The 18,214-nt window shown below is 54.2% G+C and carries 16 protein-coding genes; 15 read left to right on the top strand and 1 reads right to left on the bottom strand.

The window, feature by feature from the left end:
• Window positions 1-349: 349 nt before the first annotated feature.
• From C2U54_RS11115 to C2U54_RS11085, 7 genes are all read left to right on the top strand, one after another.
• Window positions 350-1,258, top strand: a complete 909-nt coding sequence (locus C2U54_RS11115; protein ID WP_168192006.1) for an amino acid ABC transporter substrate-binding protein — start codon at window positions 350-352, stop codon at window positions 1,256-1,258.
• Window positions 1,259-1,416: 158 nt separating this feature from the next.
• Entirely contained in the window at window positions 1,417-2,157 is a 741-nt protein-coding gene (gltJ, locus tag C2U54_RS11110) for a glutamate/aspartate ABC transporter permease GltJ (RefSeq protein WP_103178679.1), read from the top strand.
• Window positions 2,157-2,831: a glutamate/aspartate ABC transporter permease GltK gene (gltK, locus tag C2U54_RS11105; RefSeq protein WP_103178678.1), complete on the top strand. Its 675-nt coding sequence runs from the start codon at window positions 2,157-2,159 to the stop codon at window positions 2,829-2,831. Before gltJ ends, gltK begins: the two co-directional genes overlap by 1 nt.
• The gene (locus tag C2U54_RS11100) at window positions 2,831-3,556 is read left to right on the top strand and encodes an amino acid ABC transporter ATP-binding protein (protein WP_103178677.1); all 726 of its coding nucleotides are present in this window, start codon (window positions 2,831-2,833) and stop codon (window positions 3,554-3,556) included. The genes gltK and C2U54_RS11100 overlap by 1 nt, the downstream gene beginning before the upstream one ends.
• A 122-nt stretch (window positions 3,557-3,678) precedes the next feature.
• Window positions 3,679-4,617 carry a pyrimidine-specific ribonucleoside hydrolase RihA gene (gene rihA, locus C2U54_RS11095; RefSeq protein ID WP_103178676.1) on the top strand — a complete coding sequence of 313 codons (939 nt, stop codon included), beginning with the start codon at window positions 3,679-3,681 and terminating at the stop codon, window positions 4,615-4,617.
• Window positions 4,618-4,964: 347 nt separating this feature from the next.
• Entirely contained in the window at window positions 4,965-6,638 is a 1,674-nt protein-coding gene (locus C2U54_RS11090) for a ShlB/FhaC/HecB family hemolysin secretion/activation protein (protein ID WP_103178675.1), read from the top strand.
• 65 nt (window positions 6,639-6,703) lie between these two features.
• The gene (locus tag C2U54_RS11085) at window positions 6,704-8,494 is read left to right on the top strand and encodes a filamentous hemagglutinin N-terminal domain-containing protein (RefSeq protein WP_103178674.1); all 1,791 of its coding nucleotides are present in this window, start codon (window positions 6,704-6,706) and stop codon (window positions 8,492-8,494) included.
• Between the two features lie 47 nt (window positions 8,495-8,541).
• Here C2U54_RS11085 and C2U54_RS11080 read toward each other — a convergent pair whose 3' ends face one another.
• Window positions 8,542-9,024: a zinc ribbon-containing protein gene (locus C2U54_RS11080; protein WP_103181043.1), complete on the bottom strand. Its 483-nt coding sequence runs from the start codon at window positions 9,022-9,024 to the stop codon at window positions 8,542-8,544.
• Between the two features lie 215 nt (window positions 9,025-9,239).
• On the opposite strand from C2U54_RS11080, the gene leuS reads away from it, so the two are divergent.
• The 8 genes from leuS (at window position 9,240) to mrdB (ending at window position 18,209) form a co-directional block, all read left to right on the top strand.
• Entirely contained in the window at window positions 9,240-11,822 is a 2,583-nt protein-coding gene (gene leuS / locus C2U54_RS11075) for a leucine--tRNA ligase (protein WP_158251037.1), read from the top strand.
• Between the two features lie 14 nt (window positions 11,823-11,836).
• Window positions 11,837-12,415 carry an LPS assembly lipoprotein LptE gene (gene lptE, locus C2U54_RS11070; RefSeq protein WP_103178672.1) on the top strand — a complete coding sequence of 193 codons (579 nt, stop codon included), beginning with the start codon at window positions 11,837-11,839 and terminating at the stop codon, window positions 12,413-12,415.
• Window positions 12,415-13,446 carry a DNA polymerase III subunit delta gene (holA, locus tag C2U54_RS11065; RefSeq protein ID WP_103178671.1) on the top strand — a complete coding sequence of 344 codons (1,032 nt, stop codon included), beginning with the start codon at window positions 12,415-12,417 and terminating at the stop codon, window positions 13,444-13,446. The genes lptE and holA overlap by 1 nt, the downstream gene beginning before the upstream one ends.
• A 3-nt stretch (window positions 13,447-13,449) precedes the next feature.
• A complete protein-coding gene (gene nadD / locus C2U54_RS11060) occupies window positions 13,450-14,103 on the top strand; it encodes a nicotinate-nucleotide adenylyltransferase (protein ID WP_103178670.1) in 654 nt (217 codons plus the stop codon).
• 270 nt (window positions 14,104-14,373) lie between these two features.
• Window positions 14,374-14,691, top strand: coding sequence for a ribosome silencing factor (rsfS, locus tag C2U54_RS11050; RefSeq protein ID WP_103178668.1), 318 nt, complete (start codon window positions 14,374-14,376; stop codon window positions 14,689-14,691).
• A 3-nt stretch (window positions 14,692-14,694) separates the two neighbouring features.
• Entirely contained in the window at window positions 14,695-15,162 is a 468-nt protein-coding gene (rlmH, locus tag C2U54_RS11045; protein ID WP_103178667.1) for a 23S rRNA (pseudouridine(1915)-N(3))-methyltransferase RlmH, read from the top strand.
• Window positions 15,163-15,192: 30 nt separating this feature from the next.
• Window positions 15,193-17,094 carry a peptidoglycan DD-transpeptidase MrdA gene (gene mrdA, locus C2U54_RS11040; protein ID WP_103178666.1) on the top strand — a complete coding sequence of 634 codons (1,902 nt, stop codon included), beginning with the start codon at window positions 15,193-15,195 and terminating at the stop codon, window positions 17,092-17,094.
• Between the two features lie 2 nt (window positions 17,095-17,096).
• Entirely contained in the window at window positions 17,097-18,209 is a 1,113-nt protein-coding gene (gene mrdB / locus C2U54_RS11035) for a peptidoglycan glycosyltransferase MrdB (RefSeq protein WP_103178665.1), read from the top strand.
• The last annotated feature ends 5 nt before the right edge of the window (window positions 18,210-18,214 follow it).

Below are 18,214 nucleotides of genomic sequence, written 5' to 3'. Positions count from 1 at the left end.
ATCTTGCAGGCCGGGTAAGGCGAAGCCGCCATCCGGCAATTCTCACTGCGACACAACTCTGGCACGGCGATTGCTTTATCTATTTACGTAAACGCGATTTGGCTTACTGTGCAACCCGGTCGCACCAGGGTAGCTCACCGGTAGCACCGAAACGGTGCAACGAAAGATTTATGCCTCTGAATGGTGCGGCGCGCTTCGCAAAAATAAACAATAACGCAGCAAAATCTTTACATTAAGCCAAACTAAATGTTAACAAACAGGTATAACACTGCACTCGTATCGCGCGAGCTATAACAACATCACACCGAATATCAATGCGTCTCTGGCGCTGATAATAAAGGAGTTGGATATGCAATTACGTAAACTGGCCACAGCAATGCTGGTGATGGGATTGTCCGCAGGCGTCGTTCACGCTGAAGATGCTGCTCCGGCAGCAGGCGGTACCCTGGAAAAAATCGCGAAAAACGGCGTGATTGTGGTCGGCCACCGTGAATCGTCTGTTCCGTTCTCATACTACGACAACACGCAAAAAGTCGTGGGCTACTCACAGGCTTACTCCAACGCGATCGTCGACGCGGTGAAGAAAAAGCTCAACAAACCGGATCTGGAAGTGAAGCTGATCCCAATCACTTCACAAAACCGTATTCCACTGCTGCAAAACGGCACCTTTGATTTTGAGTGTGGCTCCACCACCAACAACCTTGAGCGTCAGAAACAGGCTGCCTTCTCCGACACCATCTTCGTGGTGGGTACCCGTCTGCTGACCAAAAAAGGCGGCGATATTAAAGACTTCGCCGATCTGAAAGGCAAAGCGGTGGTTGTGACCTCCGGGACGACCTCTGAAGTTCTGCTGCACAAGCTGAATGAAGAGAAGAAAATGGACATGCGTATCATCAGCGCCAAAGACCACGGTGACTCTTTCCGTACTCTGGAAAGCGGCCGCGCCGTCGCGTTTATGATGGACGATGCTCTGCTGGCCGGTGAACGCGCTAAAGCGAAGAAACCGGATAACTGGGAAATCGTTGGCACGGCGCAATCAAAAGAGGCCTACGGCTGCATGATGCGTAAAGACGACGCGGAGTTTAAGAAACTCGTCGACGACACCATCGCTCAGGTTCAGACCTCCGGTGAAGCAGAGAAATGGTTCGATAAGTGGTTTAAAAACCCAATCCCACCAAAAAATCTCAACATGAACTTTGAACTGTCTGACGATATGAAAGCATTGTTTAAAGAACCGAATGACAAGGCACTTAACTAATTAGAACCACTAAGGGGCGGGTTCTCCTGCCCTCTCGATTGTCGGGAAGCGCGGACAGACTAAACGCTGAGTGGTCGTTCCCCACTCAGCGCGAATATTAAAGCTTCTCACCAATCTTCGAGGGTAGCGCTGCTACCCTTTTTTTTCTGGAGTTTACTATGTCAATTGACTGGAACTGGGGCATTTTCCTGCAGCAAGCCCCGTTCGGCAACACCACCTATCTTGGCTGGCTGTGGAGCGGTTTTCAGGTCACGGTCGCGCTGTCGATCACCGCCTGGATTATTGCGTTTCTTGTCGGCTCGTTGTTCGGTATTTTGCGTACCGTGCCTAACCGTTTTCTCTCTTCCATTGGCACCTGCTACGTCGAACTGTTCCGTAACGTTCCGTTAATCGTGCAGTTCTTTACCTGGTATCTGGTCATCCCGGAACTGCTGCCGGAAGATATCGGCATGTGGTTCAAATCGGAACTGGATCCAAACGTGCAGTTCTTCGTCTCCTCGATGCTCTGTCTGGGCCTGTTCACCGCCGCCCGCGTCTGCGAGCAGGTGCGTGCGGCGATCCAGTCTCTGCCACGTGGACAAAAAAATGCGGCGCTGGCGATGGGTCTTACCCTGCCGCAGGCTTACCGCTACGTCCTGCTGCCAAATGCCTACCGCGTGATTGTGCCGCCGATGACGTCGGAGATGATGAACCTGGTGAAAAACTCGGCCATCGCCTCGACCATCGGTCTGGTGGATATGGCCGCGCAGGCGGGCAAACTGCTGGATTATTCCGCCCATGCGTGGGAATCCTTCACCGCCATTACCCTGGCCTATGTATTGATTAATGCTGTCATTATGCTGGTGATGAACCTGGTTGAACGTAAAGTTCGCCTGCCGGGCAACCTGGGGGGCAAATAATGTACGAATTTGACTGGAGCTCTATTGTTCCCTCCATGCCCTACCTGATCGATGGCCTGATCATCACGCTGAAGATCACCCTGACGGCGGTGATTGTCGGGATTGTCTGGGGTACCCTGCTGGCGGTAATGCGTCTGTCGAGCTTTAAGCCTGTGGCCTGGTTTGCGACCGCTTACGTGAACGTTTTCCGTTCTATCCCGCTGGTGATGGTGCTGCTGTGGTTCTATCTGATCGTTCCTGGATTCCTGCAGAACGTTTTAGGCCTGTCGCCGAAATCCGATATCCGTTTAATCTCGGCAATGGTGGCCTTCTCCATGTTTGAGGCGGCCTACTATTCAGAAATTATTCGTGCCGGGATCCAGAGTATCTCCCGCGGGCAGTCCAGCGCTGCGCTGGCGTTAGGCATGACCCACTGGCAGTCGATGAAGCTCATCATTCTGCCGCAGGCGTTCCGCGCCATGGTTCCGCTGCTGCTCACCCAGGGTATCGTGCTGTTCCAGGATACCTCGCTGGTTTATGTATTGAGCCTGGCAGACTTCTTCCGTACCGCCTCTACCATCGGCGAGCGCGATGGTACCCAGGTTGAGATGATCCTGTTCGCAGGTGCGGTCTATTTTGCAATTAGTTTAAGCGCGTCGCTGTTGGTCAGCTGGCTGAAGAAAAGGACAGTGTAATGATTTCCCTGAAAAATGTTTCTAAATGGTATGGGCACTTTCAGGTGCTGACCGACTGCTCCACGGAAGTGAAAAAGGGCGAAGTGGTAGTGGTGTGCGGGCCATCCGGCTCGGGTAAATCCACGCTGATTAAAACCGTGAACGGTCTTGAGCCGGTGCAGCAGGGTGAGATCATCGTCAACGGCACCAGGGTGAATGACAAGAAGACCAATCTGGCGAAGCTGCGTTCCAACGTCGGGATGGTGTTCCAGCACTTTGAACTCTTCCCGCATCTGTCGATCATTGAGAACCTGACCCTGGCGCAGGTCAAAGTCCTCAAGCGCGATAAGGCGGCCGCACGTGAGAAAGGGCTGAAACTGCTGGAGCGCGTGGGCCTCTCCGCCCATGCCGATAAATTCCCGGCGCAGCTGTCCGGCGGCCAGCAGCAGCGCGTGGCGATTGCCCGTGCGCTCTGTATGGATCCCGTCGCGATGCTCTTTGATGAGCCGACCTCCGCCCTTGATCCGGAGATGATCAATGAAGTGCTGGATGTTATGGTGCAACTGGCGCAGGAAGGAATGACCATGATGGTGGTCACGCACGAAATGGGCTTTGCGCGTAAAGTCGCAAACCGCGTGATCTTTATGGATGAGGGGAAAATCGTCGAGGACTCCGCGAAAGAGGAGTTCTTTAATAACCCGCAGTCTGAACGCGCTAAAGACTTCCTCGCCAAGATCCTGCATTAATCTCCCCGGTGCGCAATCGCTCAGATTGCGCACCGCTTCACGCTTTTTATCTCTTTATCTCGTCTGCCTCTGCCTTCAGCGTTAGCCTTGTCGCCAAACAACACTGAGAAATGGAGATTTCTATGGCACTGCCCATTATCCTCGATTGCGATCCGGGTCATGATGACGCGATAGCACTCGTCCTTGCCCTCGCCTCACCTGAGCTTGAGCTCAAGGCTGTAACCTCTTCTGCCGGTAACCAGACCCCTGACAAAACCCTGCGCAATGTGCTGCGCATGCTGACCCTGCTGAAACGCGGCGATATTCCGGTGGCAGGCGGCGCGATTAAGCCCCTGATGCGCGATCTGATCATTGCCGACAATGTACACGGGGAAAGTGGGCTTGACGGCCCTGCCCTGCCCGAGCCAGATTTTGCGCCGCAGGATTGTACGGCAGTGGAGCTGATGGCAAACGTACTGCGCGAAAGCACAGAACCGGTGACGCTGGTCTCTACCGGTCCGCAAACCAACGTCGCCCTGCTGCTGAATGGCCACCCTGAACTGCATGCGAAAATCGCCCGGATTGTGATCATGGGTGGTGCGATGGGGCTGGGTAACTGGACGCCTGCGGCGGAATTCAACATCTTTGTTGACCCCGAGGCGGCCGAGATCGTCTTTCAGTCCGGCATTCCGGTGGTCATGGCCGGGCTGGATGTGACGCATCAGGCGCAAATTATGGCGGAGGATATCGAACGTTTTCGTCAGATCGGTAACCCGGTGGCCACTACAGTAGCGGAGCTGCTCGATTTCTTTATGGGGTATCACAGGACCGAGAAGTGGGGATTTCAGGGCGCACCGCTGCACGACCCCTGCACTATCGCCTGGCTGTTAAAACCTGAGATTTTTAGCACGGTTAAACGCTGGGTTGGTGTTGAAACCCAGGGCAAGTATACCCAGGGAATGACCGTGGTCGATTACTACTTCCTCAGCGGCAATACGCCTAATACCGACATTATGCTGGATATCGATCGCCAGGCGTTTGTTGATTTACTGGCAGAGAAACTGACATTTTATTCACGTTAATTGACCGGCGCCCGACCCCGGGCGGGCGCTTTTTCCATTTATCCTGCAAATAATTCTCCGTAAAACATATAAAAGCAAAGCTAAAAAAATGAATTCATGCTTTCTTGAGATAGTTGAGAGTGGTGGAAAAGACAAATTCCGGATATTATCCAGCCCTTTTCAGAAAAAACCAGCCCTGCTCATTTAAAATAAATAAAAAGGATTAGCTTTGCTAAAAATATACATAATTTGCATTCGCGGCATTCGGCACTGAAACTATGCATGCCGCAGATAAATCCTGAGAATGATTCTCACATTTATGGACTGGCGCCCCAACAGATTAAATGAAACAAAATGGATGTTGCTTCATGCTAATTAATAAAAACAGGCTGCTTTCCAGCCTGTTAATTTTACTCGCAGTCTGCCCGCTCGCTGAAGCCAGTGTTTCAAGCGGCACCGCTAACCAAATTGAGCAGGATAAAGCCCGTTATTCCGCGCTGACGCCGCAGGAACAGGAACATTCCTCCACGCGTGAAAATAGTCGCCCGGGGATTATCAATTTTCCAAACGAAGCAATCTGCAAAAATATAAGTAAAATCATTATTGAATCTGACGATGAAAAATTAACCAACAGGCTGCTGGGTAAAATCACCAGGCAGGGAGTGAATAAATGCCTCGGTATTAAAGGCATCCGCCTGCTCTCTAATACCATGCAGAACGAGTTGTTGGTAAAGGGATATATCACCTCGTTAATCAACGTACCGCAGCAATCCCTGGAAGGGGGTGTCCTGCACCTGATTCTGACCTACGGGACAATCGGGAAAATTGCTTTTCAGCCCGGGACAAAAGCGACGACGGCACTCTGGAACACTTTGCCTTTCTCTTCCGGCGATACCCTGCGCTTATCCGATCTGGAGCAAGGCATGGCCAACCTGCAACGTCTTCCAGGTTCCTCAGCCCATATGCAGCTTATTCCGGGGGAGCACCACGCGGAAACCGACATTTCATTAACCCGTCAACTGGGTAAAAAGTGGCAGGCAGGTGCATGGCTGGACGACTCAGGCAGCCGCGCCAGCGGCCGCTATCTGGGCGGCGCGGCACTCTATCTGTATGACATCACCCATCTGAACGACATTTTCTATCTCTCGGCTGGCGGTGATGTTGAATTCAACCAGCGCAAAGATGGCAACCACAACGGCAGCCTTTACTATTCCGTCCCCTTTGGCTACTGGGCGTTAGCGCTCTACGGCGCATACAGCGAATATCGCCAGCTTTTCAAAGGATACTGGACTACAAGCGAGTACATCTCGAAAAATCGCTATTACAGCGCCACGCTCTCTCGTCTGCTTTCCCACACACGCCAGCAGAAAACGACGCTTGAGGGCCGGATATTTAAAAGCCGGTCGAGCTACTTTTTAGGCGGAACCGAAATCGAGGTCATGCGCAAACAGAATCCGGGATGGGAAATGACCCTGCGTCATCAGCGTTATTTCGACCGCAAAGTGGTCGATGCCAGCCTGGGCATTCAGCGCAGCCTGGCGTGGCTACGCTCCACGCCGACCCCGGAGGAGAAAGCTAACCTTTACAGCAAGTTCTCACGCGTACTCCATGCCGAGATCCAGGCATTACTGAAATTCGATCTGACAGGGGATAAATTTAGCTATTCCCCGCAGATTCGCGCGCAATTTTCACCGGATATCCTCTCTTCCGACAATCAGTTCAATATCGGCAACCGCTGGACGGTACGCGGTTTCGACGGTGAAAACACCCTTTCCGGCCATCAGGGATGGTACTGGCGTAACGATTTCATCTGGGATCTTCCCGACCCGAACCAGCAGCTTTACCTGGGTTTAGATATTGGCCGAATCATTGGCAGCCCGAATTATTATAATGGAAAAGTATTATCAGGCGCGGTAATAGGGCTTCGGGGTGAAAAATATCTGACGCAATACGATCTCTTCGTCGCGACCCCACTGGTCAAGCCGGATAATTTCCATAGCGACACACTGAATTTAGGCATGTCATTAAAATGGAGGTTTTGATCGCCACATATACAGCAATCTCGCGTTAATTCTACAGAGTACTTCTATTTAAAGGAATAAATAATATGTTTAAAATGAAAATCATCTACGTAGCGCTTGCCGCCGCGCTGAGTTCATCCGTGGTCATGGCTGAGCCAAACACCTATAAATTGGGAAATGGGCCTAAAGTCATCGATATTGAAAAGCCCAACAAGGCGGGTGTGTCTCATAATATTTATAATGAATTTAACGTTGACAGCAAAGGCGTTATCTTCAATAACAACCTGGCAGATGCTACGCACAGCAAATATGGCGACATCGCAAAAAACAGTAACCTGGATGGCGCTGCGGCATCGGTGATCCTCAATGAAGTGGTCTCAAATAAAGCCAGTCTCCTTGCCGGTTTTATGGAAGTGTCGGGCCAAAAAGCCGATGTCATTGTCGCTAACCCGAACGGCATTACCTGTTCAGGCTGTAGCTTCATTAACACCAATAAAGCCATTCTGACCACCGGTAAAGTGAATCTGGCTGAAAACGGCGCCATTGGCAGCTATGACGTGACGAAAGGCAACGTCACTATCAACGGCAATGGCATGTACGCCGAAAACAGTTATGTCATGCTGCTGGCGGACGCCATTAAGCTCACCGGCACCCTGGACGCCAGCAACGCCTATCTGAGCGCGGGCAATTTCACCATGGATGGAAAAACCGATGTGGTAACCTCCCATCGGAAACAGGCCACCGAAGATCAGCTAAACAATCCGGTCTACAGCATTGATATCGCTAACTTCGGCGGGGTCCGCGCCAACTCCATTACCATGATGGGTAATAACCTGGGTTTTGGCGTGCGTAACAAGGGCACTATCGTTGCGAATACCAGCCTGGCAATGGCCAGCAACGGCGCGCTGGTGAACGAAGGCACTATCAACAGCAATGGCTTTGCCACTCAGGTGGTTTCAGCTGGCGTTCTGCAGAACACGGGGAACATTAGCACCAAAAACAATACGCTGATTCGCGGTATGAATCATCTGCTTAACAGTGGCAATATCACCTCGACCAAACAGTTGATATTGTCCAACTATGGGAGCGTGGAGAATAAGGGTAACATTAAAGGCCAGGAAGGGCTGGAGTTGACGGCTTACGGCAACCTCATTACCCACTATGGTTCTACTCTCTCTTCCAACGGTAATACTAACATTAATGTGCTGAATAACGTTCTCAACGGCGGATCCATTAGCGGCCAAAACGTACGCGTGAATTTCTCAGGCAGCGCGATGCAGATTACCGGCAACCTGTACGGTTATGATAATGTGATCATCCAGTCCGTTAATCAGGCACAAGATGCCATCAGCAATGGCTCAATCATCAACGAAGGTCAGTTGCTTTCAAAGGGCGATCTCATTGTGCAGACCAATGGCATGTTCGGGCAGACGGCGACAGCCAACACTGAGGTATGGAATAAGTTCACGGCTAACGTTAACAACCTCACCAACCTTGGCGATATCACCGCCCCGTCAATTGAAATAAATAATCAGACCCTCAAGAACGCGGGCACCCTTTACGCCAACGACATCACGCTCAACTCGGGGCAGGAATTATGGAATGAGGGGTCCATTCACGCGTTAAAAAACATGACCTTAAACGCGAAAAACGCCCGGTTTACCAACCGCGGCACGATTAGAGCCGACGATACGCTCAATATCACGGCAAATAAAGTTGAGAATGGCGGCTATCGCTGCGGATTATTTAATCTGAAAACCTGCGATAAAGGCACCCTGTCAGCCTCCAGACTGGTACTGACTTCATCGCATAACAGCGCCAGTGAGATGGGCGGCACGCAGCACTTTAACTCTGTCGAGATAAAGCGCGCGCAATAAGTGCCAAAACGCAACGATGCGCACCTCGCGCATCGTTGCGTTTATGCTCAGGGTTCAAATGGCCGACGCTGGAACTGATCGTGGCCGCATTTAGGACAGACCGGCAGCATCTCCGGTGTATAAATCGCCATGTGGAAATGGCAGTTCTCGCACACCAGATTCCCCAGCCCGACAACCTCACCGCTGTGATACACCCCGTGGTGGTTCAGATCCTGAAAGACCTCACGCCACTCCAGCTGGGTTTTATCGGTAATGTCCGCCAGCTCCTGCCAGAGGCTCTCTTTGATCACCCGCATAAATACGCTGTCGGTGGCCTCCTCCTGGCTCTCGCCATAGCTACGGGCGAACTCTTCCAGATCGCGGCGAACCGCGCGGGTCACCTCTTCCACTTCGGTGCGCGTTAACTCACCCGTCTGCATCACCTTAACGCGTGCATGCTCGACGAGCGCATCAATATCACGCTCACCATTCCGCAGACGTTCTGTCAATGTGGCGACCAGTTCACGGTAAAATTGAGCAACCTTGTTCATCATTTTGCCTCCCGGGTAAGTAAACCTCTCTAATGATAGACCTTATTTGCGCCCCGCTTTGTCAGGTCATCCACACTCTACGTAAATTCCTGCAAGGCGCTTTTAGTGGTAAAGGCTGTTTTGACGCGGGCGTTTGGGCTATGCTATGCGGATCTGAATTACCACATCCATTGGCTACGTTTGTAGCTGTATTGAACACAGGACCACTGGCTGCCATGCAAGAGCAATACCGCCCGGAAGAGATAGAATCGAAAGTCCAGCAACACTGGGACGAGAAGCGCACTTTTGAAGTCACCGAAGACGAGAGCAAAGAGAAGTATTACTGCCTGTCGATGCTTCCCTATCCTTCTGGCCGACTACACATGGGCCACGTGCGTAACTACACCATTGGTGATGTGATCGCCCGCTATCAGCGTATGCTGGGTAAAAACGTGCTGCAGCCTATCGGCTGGGATGCGTTTGGTCTGCCTGCTGAAGGGGCTGCGGTAAAAAACAACACCGCGCCGGCGCCATGGACCTACGACAACATCGCCTACATGAAAAACCAGCTCAAGATGCTGGGCTTTGGCTATGACTGGAGCCGCGAGCTGGCGACCTGCACCCCGGAGTATTACCGCTGGGAGCAGAAGTTCTTCACCGAGCTCTACAAAAAAGGGCTGGTCTACAAAAAAACGTCCGCCGTTAACTGGTGCCCGAACGATCAGACCGTTCTGGCGAACGAACAGGTTATCGACGGCTGCTGCTGGCGCTGCGACACCAAAGTTGAGCGCAAAGAGATCCCGCAGTGGTTTATCAAAATCACCGCTTACGCCGACGAACTGCTGAACGATCTGGATAATCTGGACCACTGGCCAGATACCGTGAAGACCATGCAGCGTAACTGGATCGGGCGTTCTGAAGGGGTGGAAATCACCTTCAACGTTGAAAACTACGATCGGCCGCTGACCGTCTACACCACCCGTCCGGACACCTTCATGGGCGCGACCTACCTGGCCGTGGCCGCAGGTCACCCGCTGGCGCAGAAAGCGGCAGAGAACAATCCGGAACTGGCGACCTTCATCGACGAATGCCGCAACACTAAAGTGGCCGAAGCCGACATGGCGACGATGGAGAAAAAAGGCGTTGCCACCGGTTTCTACGCCAAACACCCGCTGACCGGCGAAGCAATCCCGGTCTGGGTCGCCAACTTCGTGCTGATGGAATACGGTACGGGCGCTGTCATGGCGGTTCCGGGTCACGATCAGCGCGACTATGAGTTTGCCACCAAATACAACCTGGCGATCAAGCCGGTTATTCTGGCAGCAGATGGCAGCGAGCCTGACCTGTCCGAACAGGCATTGACCGAAAAAGGCACCCTGTTCAACTCCGGTGAATTCAGCGGCCTGAGCTTCGAAGAGGGCTTCAACGCCATCGCCGACAAACTGGCGGAACTTGGCGTTGGCGAGCGTAAAGTAAACTACCGTCTGCGCGACTGGGGCGTTTCCCGTCAGCGTTACTGGGGTGCGCCAATCCCGATGGTGACGCTGGAAGACGGTACCGTTATGCCAACGCCAGAAGATCAACTCCCGGTTATCCTGCCGGAAGATGTGGTCATGGACGGCATCACCAGCCCAATCAAAGCCGACCCTGAGTGGGCGAAGACTACCGTAAACGGTATGCCTGCGCTGCGTGAAACCGACACCTTCGACACCTTTATGGAGTCCTCCTGGTACTATGCGCGTTATACCTGCCCGCAGCATCAGGAAGGCATGCTGGATTCCAAAGCCGCAAACTACTGGCTGCCGGTAGATATCTACATTGGCGGTATCGAACACGCCATCATGCACCTGCTCTACTTCCGCTTCTTCCACAAGCTGATGCGCGACGCGGGCCTGGTGAACTCTGACGAGCCAGCCAAACAGCTGCTGTGTCAGGGCATGGTGCTGGCAGATGCCTTCTACTACGTGGGCGCAAACGGCGAGCGTAACTGGGTCTCCCCGGTAGATGCCATCGTTGAGCGCGACGAGAAAGGCCGTATCGTGAAGGCGAAAGATGCCGCGGGCCACGAGCTGGTTTATACCGGCATGAGCAAAATGTCGAAGTCCAAAAACAACGGCATTGACCCGCAGGTGATGGTTGAGCGCTACGGTGCCGATACCGTGCGCCTGTTCATGATGTTCGCCTCGCCGGCGGATATGACTCTGGAATGGCAGGAGTCCGGCGTGGAAGGGGCTAACCGCTTCCTGAAACGTGTCTGGAAACTGGTTTACGAGCACACCGCTCAGGGTGACGCACCGGCACTGAATACCGCGGCGCTGACGGAAGATCAGCAGGCGCTGCGTCGCGATGTGCATAAAACGATTGCCAAAGTGACCGATGATATTGGTCGCCGTCAGACCTTCAATACCGCAATTGCGGCTATTATGGAATTGATGAACAAGCTGGCGAAAGCCCCGCAGGAGGGCGAGCAGGATCGCGCCATCATGCGTGAAGCGCTGCTGGCAGTGGTACGTATGTTGAACCCGTTCACCCCGCACGTCAGCTTCACCCTGTGGCAGGAGCTGAACGGCGAAGGCGATATCGACAATGCGCCGTGGCCGGTGGCTGATGAATCCGCAATGGTGGAAAACACCACGCTGGTCGTCGTGCAGGTCAACGGTAAAGTTCGCGGTAAGATTACTGTTCCGGTTGATGCAACCGAAGAGCAGGTCCGCGAGCGTGCTGGCCAGGAAACTCTGGTGGCGAAGTATCTTGATGGCGTTACCGTACGTAAAGTGATCTACGTGCCTGGTAAACTGCTGAACCTGGTCGTTGGCTAAGCGCGGGAGGAAGCGTGCGACAACTGGCAACATTACTGTTATCGCTGGCGGTGCTGGTCACCGCCGGATGTGGCTGGCATCTGCGTAACACCACACAGGTGCCGGAGCAGATGAAAACGATGATTTTCGATTCGGGCGATCCAAATGGTCCGCTTAGCCGTGCCATTCGTAACCAGCTGCGTCTTAACGGCGTTGAACTGATCGAAAAAGGTACGCTGCGCCAGGACATCCCATCGTTCCGCATCCTGAACTCTACCCTGAGCCAGGATACCGCCTCCATCTTCCAGGATGGTCGTACTGCGGAATATCAGATGGTGATGGAAGTGCACGCTGCGGTACTGATCCCGGGTAGCGACATTTACCCTATCAGCACCAAGGTCTACCGTTCGTTCTTCGATAACCCGCAGACGGCACTGGCGAAAGACGCTGAGCAGACCATTATCATCAACGAAATGTACGACAAGGCGGCGGAACAGCTGATCCGTAAGCTGCCGAGCGTCCAGACTGCTGAAAAAGAGAATGACCTGAAAGCTCAGCCTGCTGCTCAGCCAACGGCATCCTCCTCGCGCGTCTCCACGACGCTGGGTCAGTAATGCTCAGGTTGTACCCTGAACAACTCCGCGCGCAGCTCAATGAAGGGCTGCGCGCGGCGTATCTGTTTCTCGGAAACGATCCGCTGCTGCTCCAGGAAAGCCAGGACGCCGTGCGTCAGTTTGCGGCCACTCAGGGCTTTGAGGAGCACCACAGTTTCACCCTGGATAACAGCACCGACTGGCAGGAGATTTTCTCCCTTTGTCAGGCCATGAGCCTGTTTGCTGCCCGGCAAACGCTGCTTATCCAGCTCCCGGAAAACGGCCCTAACGCGGCGATCAACGAACAGCTTGCCACGCTGGTTAGCCTGCTGCACAGCGATCTGCTGTTGATCGTTCGCGGCAATAAACTGACCAAAGCGCAGGAAAATGCCGCCTGGTTTACGGCGCTGGCAAACCATTCGGTGCTGGTGACCTGCCAGACACCGGAGCAGGCGCATCTGCCAAAATGGGTGGCGGCCCGGGCAAAGCAGCGCAATCTGCAGCTGGATGACGCGGCCAACCAGCTCCTTTGTTACTGTTACGAAGGTAATCTGCTGGCGCTGGCCCAGGCTCTGGAGCGGCTGGCGCTGCTCTGGCCCGATGGCAAACTGACCTTACCGCGCGTTGAGCAGGCAGTTAACGACGCGGCGCACTTTACCCCTTTTCACTGGGTCGATGCCCTGCTGTCCGCTAAGAGCAAACGCGCTCTGCATATTCTGCAGCAGCTGCGTCTCGAAGGCAGCGAGCCGGTGATTCTGCTGCGAACCTTACAGCGGGAACTGCTGCTGCTGGTGACGCTTAAACGCCAGTCAGCGCATACGCCTTTGCGCGCGCTGTTTGATAAACACCGGGTCTGGCAGAACCGCCGCGTCATGACCACCGAAGCCCTGAACCGGCTGAGCCCGGAACAGCTGCGCCAGGCCGTTCAGCTTCTGACACGCACCGAACTGACTCTGAAGCAGGATTACGGTCAGTCGATCTGGTCTGAGCTGGAAAGCCTTTCTCTGCTGCTGTGCCACAAGGCGCTGGCAGACATTTTTATAGAAGGGTAAGAGATGCACTCTCTACAGGCACTCTATGGCGGCACCTTTGACCCGGTACATTACGGGCATCTGAAACCGGTCGAGATCCTGGCCAACCAGATTGGCCTGCAATGCGTCACTATTATGCCGAACAACGTGCCGCCGCATCGCCCGCAGCCCGAGGCTACCCCCGCCCAGCGCAAACAGATGCTGGAGCTGGCGATCGCCGATAAACCGCTGTTTGTTCTTGATGAGCGCGAGCTGCGCCGGAACAGCCCCTCCTATACGGCGCAGACGCTAGAGGAGTGGCGACGCGAACAAGGGCCGGAGAAGCCGCTGGCCTTTATTATCGGCCAGGACTCGCTGCTCAATTTCCCGAGCTGGTATCAGTACGAAACAATCCTCGATAACAGCCATTTAATCGTCTGCCGTCGGCCAGGCTATCCCCTGGCGATGAAAGAGGAGCGGCATCAGCTGTGGCTGGAGCAGCACCTCACTTATCAATCTGAAGATCTGCACAACCAGCCTGCCGGCAAAATTTACCTCGCGGAGACGCCCTGGTTTGATATCTCAGCCACGCTTATCCGCCAGCGCCTGCAGCAGGGGCTCCCCTGTGATGAGATGTTACCGATGCCGGTGTTGCGTTATATTCAACAGCAGGGGTTGTATCAGAAAAGCAGCAACTGACTGGCGCCCGGGAGAAAAAGCGCGCCATTCGCGCTCTCGCCATTGACACCCCCGACCAGGCTGATATCCTCCGCTGCCAGACTTCCCGCCAGCACTGTTTTACAAAAACTGTTTTACAAAAATGGCGATGCAATCTTCGGCTGAGGGTGGGATGATACCCGCCTTCTCATGCCCGTCCGGTGACATTTGTCCCGACACTGCAGCCAGTTCAGGTATACTGTCTGGCTACGAATTTATAGTTGTTCAATCTCACTCTCCCAGGGGGAAAACTTGCAGGGTAAAGCACTCCAGGATTTTGTTATCGACAAAATTGATGATCTGAAAGGTCAGGACATCATTGCCATCGACGTTCAGGGCAAATCAAGCATCACCGATTGCATGATTATCTGCACCGGCACTTCTACGCGCCATGTTGCCTCCATCGCCGATCATGTGGTTCAGGAGTCTCGCGCTGCCGGCATGATGCCGCTCGGCGTTGAAGGCGAAGCGACCGCTGACTGGGTCGTTGTTGACCTTGGCGATGTGATTGTCCACGTCATGCAGGAAGAGAGCCGTCGCCTGTATGAACTGGAAAAACTCTGGGGTTAATGCGTGAAGCTGCAACTGGTAGCCGTCGGTACAAAAATGCCCGACTGGGTACAAACGGGGTTTACTGAATATCTGCGTCGTTTTCCAAAAGACATGCCGTTCGAGCTGGTGGAGATCCCCGCTGGCAAGCGCGGTAAAAACGCGGATATCAAACGTATTCTCGATAAAGAGGGTGAACTGATGCTGGCTGCTGCCGGTAAAAACCGCATCGTCACTCTCGATATTCCGGGCAAACCCTGGGATACGCCGCAACTGGCGGTTGAGCTGGAACGCTGGAAGCAGGACGGTCGCGACGTCAGCCTGTTAATTGGCGGACCGGAGGGGTTATCCCCCGCCTGCAAAGCGGCAGCAGAACAGAGTTGGTCTCTCTCCGCGCTGACGCTCCCCCACCCGCTGGTTCGGGTTCTGGTTGCTGAAAGCCTCTACCGCGCGTGGAGCATCACGACCAACCACCCTTATCACCGTGAGTAATGATTAAGTCCTGGATAAATTAAGCAGCGGATGAAACTACAGAATTCTTTTCGCGACTATACGGCTGAGTCCGCGCTGTTTGTGCGCCGGGCGCTGGTCGCCTTTTTGGGGATTTTGCTGCTGACTGGCGTGCTGATCGCCAACCTCTATAATCTGCAGATTGTCCGTTTTACCGATTACCAGACCCGCTCCAACGAAAACCGCATCAAACTTGTTCCCATCGCCCCCAGTCGCGGCATCATCTATGACCGCAACGGTACGCCGCTGGCGCTGAACCGCACCATATACCAGATTGAAATGATGCCGGAGAAGGTCGATAACGTGCAGCAGACGCTTGATGCGCTGCGCAATGTGGTCGATCTTACTGATGACGATATCGCCGCCTTCAAAAAAGAGCGCTCACGCTCGCACCGCTTTACCTCGATCCCGGTAAAAACCAACCTCACCGAAGTGCAGGTTGCCCGCTTCGCCGTGAACCAGTACCGCTTCCCCGGCGTGGAAGTTAAAGGCTACAAACGTCGCTTCTATCCGTACGGCTCTGCGCTAACCCACGTTATCGGCTATGTCTCGAAAATCAACGATAAAGATGTCGACAGGCTGGATAAAGATGGCAAGCTCGCCAACTACGCGGCAACGCACGATATCGGCAAGCTGGGTATTGAGCGTTATTACGAAGACGTTCTCCACGGCCAGACCGGTTATGAAGAAGTTGAGGTTAACAACCGGGGAAGGGTGATCCGTCAGTTGAAAGAGGTGCCGCCGCAGGCCGGACATGACATCTATCTGACCCTGGATCTTAAGCTCCAGCAGTATATCGAAACCCTGCTGGCAGGCAGTCGTGCGGCGGTGATTGTCACCGATCCGCGCACCGGCAGCATTCTGTCGCTGGTTTCAACCCCGAGCTATGACCCGAACCTGTTTGTGGATGGCATCTCCAGCAAAGACTATTCTGGCCTGCTCAACGACCCGAATACGCCGCTGGTCAACCGCGCGACCCAGGGGGTCTATCCGCCTGCGTCAACGGTGAAACCTTATGTGGCGGTCTCTGCCCTGAGCGCCGGGGTCATCACCCGCAACACCGGTCTCTTCGACCCGGGCTGGTGGCAGCTGCCGGGATCTGAAAAACGCTACCGCGACTGGAAAAAGTGGGGGCACGGTCATCTGAACGTCACCAAATCGCTGGAGGAGTCGGCGGATACCTTCTTCTACCAGGTGGCCTACGATATGGGCATCGACCGACTCTCGGAATGGATGGGCAAATTTGGCTATGGCCATTACACCGGTATCGACCTGGCCGAAGAGCGTTCCGGTAACATGCCAACCCGCGAATGGAAGCTGAAACGCTTTAAAAAGCCGTGGTATCAGGGTGACACCATTCCGGTAGGCATCGGCCAGGGCTACTGGACCGCGACCCCGATCCAGATGAACAAAGCGCTGATGATCCTTATCAACGACGGGGTGGTGAAAGTGCCGCACCTGCTAATGAGCACCGTCGAAGATGGCAAAAAAGTGCCGTGGGCGCAGCCCCATGAACCGCCGGTGGGAGACATCCACTCCGGTTACTGGGAAATTGCCAAAGACGGGATGTACGGCGTTGCTAACCGCGCGAACGGTACGGCCCATAAGTACTTTGCCGGCGCACCGTACAAAATTGCTGCCAAATCCGGTACTGCGCAGGTCTTCGGCCTGAAGGCGAACGAAACCTATAACGCACACAAAATTGCTGAACGTCTGCGTGACCATAAGCTGATGATTGCGTTTGCCCCTTATGAGAACCCACAGGTTGCCGTGTCGATCATTCTGGAAAACGGCGGTGCCGGCCCGGCGGTCGGCACCATTATGCGCCAGATCCTTGACCACATTATGCTGGGTGACAACAACACTGACCTGCCGAGCGAGAGCCCGGCTGCCGCCGGCGCGGAGGACCAATAATCGTGACGGATAATCCGAATAAAAAATCGCTGTGGGACAAGATCCACATCGACCCGGCTATGCTGCTGATCCTGCTGGCGCTGCTGGTTTATAGCGCCCTGGTCATCTGGAGTGCCAGCGGCCAGGACCTCGGGATGACCGAACGCAAGATCGGCCAGATCACCATGGGTCTGATCATCATGGTGGTGATGGCGCAGATCCCGCCGCGCGTCTACGAAGGCTGGGCCCCCTATCTCTACATCTTCTGTATTATTCTGCTGGTGGCGGTCGATGCGTTCGGGGCGATTTCGAAAGGCGCGCAGCGCTGGCTCGACCTGGGTATCGTGCGTTTTCAGCCTTCAGAGATTGCGAAAATCGCCGTCCCCCTCATGGTGGCGCGCTTTATCAACCGTGATGTGTGTCCGCCGTCGCTGAAAAATACGGCTATCGCGCTGGTGCTGATCTTCCTGCCGACGCTGCTGGTGGCGGCGCAGCCAGACCTCGGCACCTCAATCCTGATCGCCCTCTCCGGCCTGTTCGTACTGTTCCTCTCTGGCCTGAGCTGGCGGCTTATCGGCATTGCGGTGGTGCTGGTCGCAGCCTTTGTACCGATTCTGTGGTTCTTCCTGATGCATGATTACCAGCGTCAGCGTGTGATGATGCTGCTGGATCCGGAGAGCGACCCGCTGGGAGCAGGCTATCATATTATACAGTCGAAGATTGCAATCGGCTCTGGCGGCCTGCGCGGTAAAGGCTGGCTGCACGGAACACAGTCGCAGCTTGAGTTCCTGCCCGAACGCCACACCGACTTTATCTTCGCGGTACTGGCCGAAGAGTTAGGTCTGGTGGGGATTTTGATCCTGCTGGCGCTCTACCTGCTGTTGATCATGCGTGGATTGTGGATAGCTGCCCGGGCGCAAACCACCTTTGGCCGCGTGATGGCCGGTGGCTTGATGTTGATTTTATTCGTTTATGTTTTCGTAAATATTGGTATGGTGAGCGGTATTCTGCCGGTGGTAGGCGTACCGCTTCCCCTGGTGAGTTACGGAGGCTCGGCCCTGATTGTTCTGATGGCCGGGTTCGGGATCGTCATGTCGATCCACACACACAGAAAAATGTTGTCAAAAAGCGTATAAGGGGC

It is taken from the genome of Leclercia sp. LSNIH1 (assembly GCF_002902985.1).
Taxonomy (GTDB): Bacteria; Pseudomonadota; Gammaproteobacteria; order Enterobacterales; family Enterobacteriaceae; genus Enterobacter.
The sequence above is the reverse complement of the archived record's forward strand: the minus strand, read 5'-3'. Positions and strand labels throughout refer to the sequence as shown.

Excerpts from the sequence above, each read along its gene's own strand:
- nadD (WP_103178670.1), top strand. The coding sequence starts at position 13,450 with ATGCACTCTCTACAGGCACTCTATGGCGGCACCTTTGACCCGGTACAT.
- gltJ (WP_103178679.1), top strand. The coding sequence starts at position 1,417 with ATGTCAATTGACTGGAACTGGGGCATTTTCCTGCAGCAAGCCCCGTTC.
- C2U54_RS11090 (WP_103178675.1), top strand. The coding sequence starts at position 4,965 with ATGCTAATTAATAAAAACAGGCTGCTTTCCAGCCTGTTAATTTTACTC.
- gltK (WP_103178678.1), top strand. The coding sequence starts at position 2,157 with ATGTACGAATTTGACTGGAGCTCTATTGTTCCCTCCATGCCCTACCTG.
- C2U54_RS11100 (WP_103178677.1), top strand. The coding sequence starts at position 2,831 with ATGATTTCCCTGAAAAATGTTTCTAAATGGTATGGGCACTTTCAGGTG.
- C2U54_RS11080 (WP_103181043.1), bottom strand. The coding sequence starts at position 9,024 with ATGAACAAGGTTGCTCAATTTTACCGTGAACTGGTCGCCACATTGACA.
- C2U54_RS11085 (WP_103178674.1), top strand. The coding sequence starts at position 6,704 with ATGTTTAAAATGAAAATCATCTACGTAGCGCTTGCCGCCGCGCTGAGT.
- leuS (WP_158251037.1), top strand. The coding sequence starts at position 9,240 with ATGCAAGAGCAATACCGCCCGGAAGAGATAGAATCGAAAGTCCAGCAA.
- rihA (WP_103178676.1), top strand. The coding sequence starts at position 3,679 with ATGGCACTGCCCATTATCCTCGATTGCGATCCGGGTCATGATGACGCG.
- mrdA (WP_103178666.1), top strand. The coding sequence starts at position 15,193 with ATGAAACTACAGAATTCTTTTCGCGACTATACGGCTGAGTCCGCGCTG.
- C2U54_RS11115 (WP_168192006.1), top strand. The coding sequence starts at position 350 with ATGCAATTACGTAAACTGGCCACAGCAATGCTGGTGATGGGATTGTCC.
- holA (WP_103178671.1), top strand. The coding sequence starts at position 12,415 with ATGCTCAGGTTGTACCCTGAACAACTCCGCGCGCAGCTCAATGAAGGG.